The organism is Phenylobacterium sp. (genome assembly GCF_030698145.1).
In the GTDB taxonomy this organism is placed as follows: domain Bacteria; phylum Pseudomonadota; class Alphaproteobacteria; order Caulobacterales; family Caulobacteraceae; genus Phenylobacterium.
Window position 1 is genome coordinate 1 of sequence record NZ_JAUYNW010000045.1, and the last position, 3,720, is coordinate 3,720.

The 3,720-nt window shown below is 68.3% G+C and carries 6 protein-coding genes; 1 reads left to right on the forward strand and 5 read right to left on the reverse strand.

What is annotated here, in order from left to right; genetic code table 11:
- The 5 genes from Q8Q77_RS05275 to Q8Q77_RS05295 all read right to left on the reverse strand — a co-directional run.
- On the reverse strand, positions 1 to 193 hold a 193-nt coding region (locus Q8Q77_RS05275), incomplete at its 3' end, for a HisA/HisF-related TIM barrel protein (protein WP_305581891.1).
- Between the two features lie 16 nt (positions 194 to 209).
- Positions 210 to 932 (reverse strand): 1-(5-phosphoribosyl)-5-[(5-phosphoribosylamino)methylideneamino]imidazole-4-carboxamide isomerase, encoded by a 723-nt coding sequence (gene hisA, locus Q8Q77_RS05280; protein ID WP_305581901.1) that lies wholly within the window; start codon positions 930 to 932, stop codon positions 210 to 212.
- Entirely contained in the window at positions 929 to 1,561 is a 633-nt protein-coding gene (gene hisH / locus Q8Q77_RS05285; protein WP_305581893.1) for an imidazole glycerol phosphate synthase subunit HisH, read from the reverse strand. The genes hisA and hisH overlap by 4 nt, the downstream gene beginning before the upstream one ends.
- 10 nt (positions 1,562 to 1,571) lie before the next feature.
- Positions 1,572 to 2,162: an imidazoleglycerol-phosphate dehydratase HisB gene (hisB, locus tag Q8Q77_RS05290; RefSeq protein ID WP_305581895.1), complete on the reverse strand. Its 591-nt coding sequence runs from the start codon at positions 2,160 to 2,162 to the stop codon at positions 1,572 to 1,574.
- Complete coding sequence (locus Q8Q77_RS05295) at positions 2,163 to 3,152, reverse strand: adenosine kinase (RefSeq protein ID WP_305581897.1); 990 nt, start codon at positions 3,150 to 3,152, stop codon at positions 2,163 to 2,165.
- 128 nt (positions 3,153 to 3,280) lie between these two features.
- Here Q8Q77_RS05295 and Q8Q77_RS05300 point away from each other — a divergent pair, with 128 nt between their 5' ends.
- A complete protein-coding gene (locus tag Q8Q77_RS05300) occupies positions 3,281 to 3,568 on the forward strand; it encodes a hypothetical protein (RefSeq protein WP_305581899.1) in 288 nt (95 codons plus the stop codon).
- Positions 3,569 to 3,720 lie beyond the last annotated feature (152 nt).

Genomic DNA, 3,720 nt, shown 5'->3' on the forward strand with positions numbered 1-3,720 from the left:
CGTCGAGGATGGCGCCGCGGCGCTCGTGGCTAGCGGTGATGTCCAGGAACATCAGCTCGTCGGCGCCGGCCGCGTCATAGGCCGTGGCCTGCTCGACCGGATCGCCGGCGTCGCGCAGGGACACGAACTTCACGCCCTTCACCACGCGGCCGTCCTTGACGTCCAGGCAGGGAATGACGCGCACCTTCAGCATAGGGGGGCTTTCAGCATCAGGCGGCGACCTTAAGGGCTTCCTCGGGCGAGATGGCGCCGTTGTAGAGCGCCCGGCCCAGCACCGCGCCGGCGATCGGCACGCCTTTGCGGGCCTTCAGCCGTACGATGTCGTCGACGCTGGCCAGGCCGCCGGCGGCGATCACGGGGATGGCCACGGCGTCGGCGATGGCGCCGAAGGCCTCGACATTGAAGCCCATGACCGTGCCGTCGCGGTCGATGTCGGTGATGATCAGGGCGCCGACGCCGGCGTCCTCGAAGCGGCGCGCGACGGTGACGGCGTCGAGGTCGGAGCTTTCGGTCCAGCCCTGGGTCGCCACCTTGCCGGCGCGGACGTCGACTGAGACGGCGATCTGCTCGGGCCAGAGCAGGGCGGCTTCCTTGACCAGTTCGGGCTTGGTGACGGCGACGGTGCCGAGGATCACCCGGCTGACCCCGGCCTCGATCCAGCGCTCGATGTCCTTCAGGCTGCGGATGCCGCCGCCGAGCTGGATGGGGATGGAGACGGCCTCGAGGATCGCCTCGACCGCCTTCTCGTTGATCGCCCGGCCCTGGACCGCGCCGTTCAGGTCGACCACGTGCACCCAGTGGAATCCGCTCTCCACGAAGCTGGCGGCCTGGGCCGCCGGCGAGGTGTTGAACACGGTGGCGGTGTTGAGGTCGCCGTGCAGGACGCGCACGCAGTGGCCGTCCTTGAGATCGATGGCGGGATAGAGAATCACGGTCGCCACTCCAGGAATCGCGCCAGGAGGGCAAGCCCGGCGCTCTGCGACTTTTCAGGGTGGAATTGTACGCCCGCCACATTGGCCTTGGCGACTGCGGCGGGGAACTTTCCCCCGTGGTCGACATAGGCCGCCACGTCGGCGGGGTCATCCGGATAGAAGGCGAACGAGTGGGTGAAGTACATCGGCGCCGTCCCGATCCCGGCGATGAGCGGGGGGCCGCGCGGGTCGACCAGCTCATGCCAGCCCATGTGCGGGACCTTGGCCGCCGGATCGGAGGGTTCGATGCGGCGCACGTCGCCGGCGATCCAGCCCAGGCCCTTGGTCTCGCCGAACTCCAGGCCGCGCGTGGCCGTAAGCTGCATGCCGACGCAGATGCCGAGGAAGGGCCGCTGCTTCACCCGCACCGCCTCGGTCAGCGCCTCCTCCAGGCCCGGCCGCGCCTGGAAAGCGCGCATGCAGGCCGCGAAGGCGCCGACGCCCGGCAGTACGATGCGGTCGGCGGCCAGGATGGCGGCCGGATCACAGGTGACAACGATCTCCGCGGTCCCGTCCGCGGCGCGGACGAGGGCCTTTTCGGCCGAGCGGAGATTGCCCGACCCGTAGTCGATCAGGGCGACGCTCTGCATAGGTTTGATCCTAGAGCACGCCCTTGGTCGACGGCGCGTGACCATGGGTCTTGGGGTCGAGCTCGATGGCCGCGCGCAGGGCGAGGCCCAGGGCCTTGAAACCGCTTTCGGCGATGTGGTGGCTGTTGTCGCCGTAGAGGGTCTCGAGGTGCACGCAGGCGCCGCAGTTCATCGCGAACGCCTGATGGAACTCCTTGAACAGCTCGGTATCCATCTCGCCGATCTTCGGGGTCTTGAAGGCGACCTTCCAGATCAGATAGGGGCGGTTGCAGAGGTCGAGGGCGCAGCGGGTCAGCGTTTCGTCCATCGGGACATAGGCGTGGCCGAAGCGGCGGATGCCCTTGAAGCCGTCCAGCGCCTGCTTGATCGCCTGGCCGATGACGATGCCGGTGTCTTCCACGGCGTGGTGGAAGTCGATGTGCAGGTCGCCCTTGGCGCGGACATAGAGGTCGATCCCGCTGAATCGCGCGAGACCGTCCAGCATGTGGTCGAAAAAGCCGACGCCGGTCTCGACATCGGACACGCCAGAGCCGCCCAGATCGACGCGAACCGTGATCTGGGTCTCTTTGGTGTTGCGGGCGACTTCCGCGGTGCGGGCCATCTAGAGTCCTTTCGACGCCGCCAGGTCCTTCAGGGACACAAGCGGACGCGGGCCGTAGTGCGAGATCACCTCGGCGGCCGCGAGCGAACCCAGCTGGCCGCAGACATTGAGCGGCCGGCCGGTCGCGAGGCCGAACATGAACCCGGCTGCGTATTGGTCGCCAGCGCCGGTCGTGTCCACGACTTTCTCCACCGGAAACACCGGAACAGTGAAGGTTTCGCCGCCGGCGGTGATCACCGAGCCCTGGGCGCCGCGGGTGACGGCGGCGATCTTCACCTTGCCGCGCAGTTGCTCGACGGCGTCGTCGAAGTCTTCGGTCTGGAACAGGGCCATGACCTCGGTGTCGTTGGCGAACACCAGGTCGACCTGGGTCTCCAGGAAGCCCAGCAGGGCCTGACGGTGGCGCTCGACCACGAAACCGTCGGAGAGGGTGATGGCGATCATCCGGCCCGAGGCGCGCGCCAGGCCCGCGGCCTTGGCGAAGGCGCGACGGGCGGGCTCGGCGTCGAACAGGTAGCCTTCCAGATAAACGATCCTGGCGCCCTCGATCACCGCGGCGTCGACGTCGTCGGCCGTGAACTCGACGGAGGCGCCGAGAAAGGTCGACATGGTCCGTTCGCCGTCGGGCGTGACATTGATCATCGAGACGGCGGTGGCCTTGCCGCCCACCAGGGGCGGGGTGTCGAAGTGGGCGCCGATGGCGCGCATGTCGTGGGTGAAGACGCCGCCGAGCTGGTCGTCGGCGACCTTGCCGAGATAGGCCGCGCGGCCGCCGAACGAGGCGACGCCGGCGATGGTGTTGCCCGCCGACCCGCCTGAGGCCTCCATTCCCGGGGCCATGGCCGCGTAGAGGGCGGCGCTGCGGGTCTCGTCGACCAGCATCATCGCGCCCTTGTCCATCGCCTGCTCGCGGAGGAATTCGTCGGTGGCCGGGGCGATCACGTCGACGATGGCGTTGCCGATGGCGGCGACGTCGTAGAGCTCGGGCATGTGGGGAGGTCAGCTTTTGCGAAGGACGGTGGCGGGCTGACTACAGGCAAAAGGCTTTCGGAGCAACGCGGAGGGCTGCAACCCCCGCCTGGCCGAGGAGTTCCTATGGCTCAGTTGGAGGACCGACCATGCCTGTGTTCAACCGCGAAACGCCGAAGGGCAAGCCGCGCGATCCGATGAAGGGCCAGGGCGGCGGGGCCGCGGACGCCGCCGTCGAGGGCAAGCCCCAGCTCGGCGACCACCGGAGCTTCATGCCCCATGCCCGCAGGGTGAAGCCCCTGCCCGAGGGCGAGAAGCACGACCAGCTCGCCGACAAGGCGGCCCTGGCGGAGGACCGCCAGGAAGCCCTGCTGGATGAGGGCCTGGAAGAGAGCTTCCCCTCCAGCGACCCGCTGAGTGTCAAGCGGATCACTTAGGGCGCGTCTTTTAGATCCTCCCCCAGCGCGCAGCGCGATTTGGGGGAGCAACCGTAGTTAGGCTGGCGCATGTCTCCAGTCTGTGTTGTCGCGGATCATGGCGTTGAGGGTGACGAGGAGCCGTCGCATGCAGGCGGTGAGGGCGAGCTTTG